We start from the raw sequence: 1,397 nt of genomic DNA, 5'->3' as shown, positions 1-1,397 counted from the left end.
GAGTCGGGGAGCCGAGGGCGGGGACGCGGAGTCGGGGCGTCCTGAGTGCGGCGGGCGCCGCCGGTTGCCCCGTGGACGTTCCCGCGTAAGGGTGCCGTTCGGCGTGGGGGCCGGTGAGGTCCTCGTACGAGGATCACAGTGCGCCGTATGACCCAGCACCCCAGAGCGTCCCGGCGTGGCAGGACCTGGGCGATGGCCGGGCCGGCCGCGCTCGGGGCCGCCACGACCTGTGCCGTATGCGCCGGCGGGCTGCTGCTCGCGGCGAGCCCCGTGTCCTCGGCCCGTTCCACCGCCCGCGAGACCGTCTCGATCGGCAACCCCGTGGCCGGCAACAACGGCTTCGGCGTGGTCACCGAAGGCGACGCGATCCTCGGCCGCACCGAGTCCGAGGGGCCCGTAGCCGTCGGCGGAAACCTCACCATGGGCGCCGGCTACAACGTCTCCCTGCACACCCCCGGCACCTTCACCGCGCCCGGCGAGAGCACTCCGACCGCGCTGCTCGTCGGCGGCTCCGTCGACTACGCGGCGAGCAGCCCGGCCGGTGTGCTCAAGGTGCTGACGAACGGCTACGTCCACATCGGGGACATGGCGGGCGGTCAGGCCCTGGCCACGGACGGGAACGGCGCATCCGTCAACACCCGTGTGGTGGCGGCGGGTTCGGGTTACGACTCCACGCCGCGTATCGAGCTGACCACCCGGCAGGACGCCGGCTCCGTCCAGGCGGCGGACCTGATGGACTTCCCTGCGCTGTTCACGACGTACCGGACCCGGGCCGCCCGGATCGCCGGCTGCGAGGACAACGTCGTCCTGACCGACACGAGCAGCGGCGCTGTCGTCACGGACCCGCCCGCCGGCTCCAACGTCACCGTCAACCTGACCCCGGGCAGGACCAACGTGCTGCACCTGACCGGTGAGCAGCTCGACCGCATCGACATCATGACGTTCACGACGCGGCCTAGCGCGGACACACCCCTCGCCATCGTCGTCGACACCACCGCGACCGGCGGCGACTTCGACTGGTCGACCCCGAACATGGCGGGCGTCTCGGGCACCGACGCGCCGTACATCCTCTGGGACTTCCCCGACGCGACCGGGATCACGATCACGGACGGCGATTCGATCAAAGGCACGATCTACGCGCCGGACGCGCATCTGACCGATGTCGACCCCTCCGACATCGAGGGTGACGTCATCGTGAAGTCGCTGGTCGCGGGACCACTGGCCGGGACGGAAGGGTCCGGTGGGTCGGATGTGAACGCGGGTGAGATCCACTACTTCCCGTTCGCCGCGGACCTGTCGTGCGAGTCCGGCGCACCGACGCCGACGCCGACGCCGACCCCCACCGAGACACCCACATCGACGCCGACGCCCACGCCCGCCCCTACGCCGACACCCAC

General features: G+C 71.5%; 1 protein-coding gene. It reads left to right on the top strand.

Annotated elements, in window-relative coordinates:
* Positions 1–147 precede the first annotated feature (147 nt).
* The coding region (locus tag G6045_RS40550; protein ID WP_165337256.1) for a choice-of-anchor A family protein at positions 148–1,397 on the top strand (1,250 nt) is incomplete at its 3' end.

This window comes from Streptomyces mesophilus, from assembly GCF_011044995.1.
In the GTDB taxonomy this organism is placed as follows: domain Bacteria; phylum Actinomycetota; class Actinomycetes; order Streptomycetales; family Streptomycetaceae; genus Streptomyces; species Streptomyces mesophilus.
This window is presented reverse-complemented; position numbering and strand designations above follow the sequence as displayed.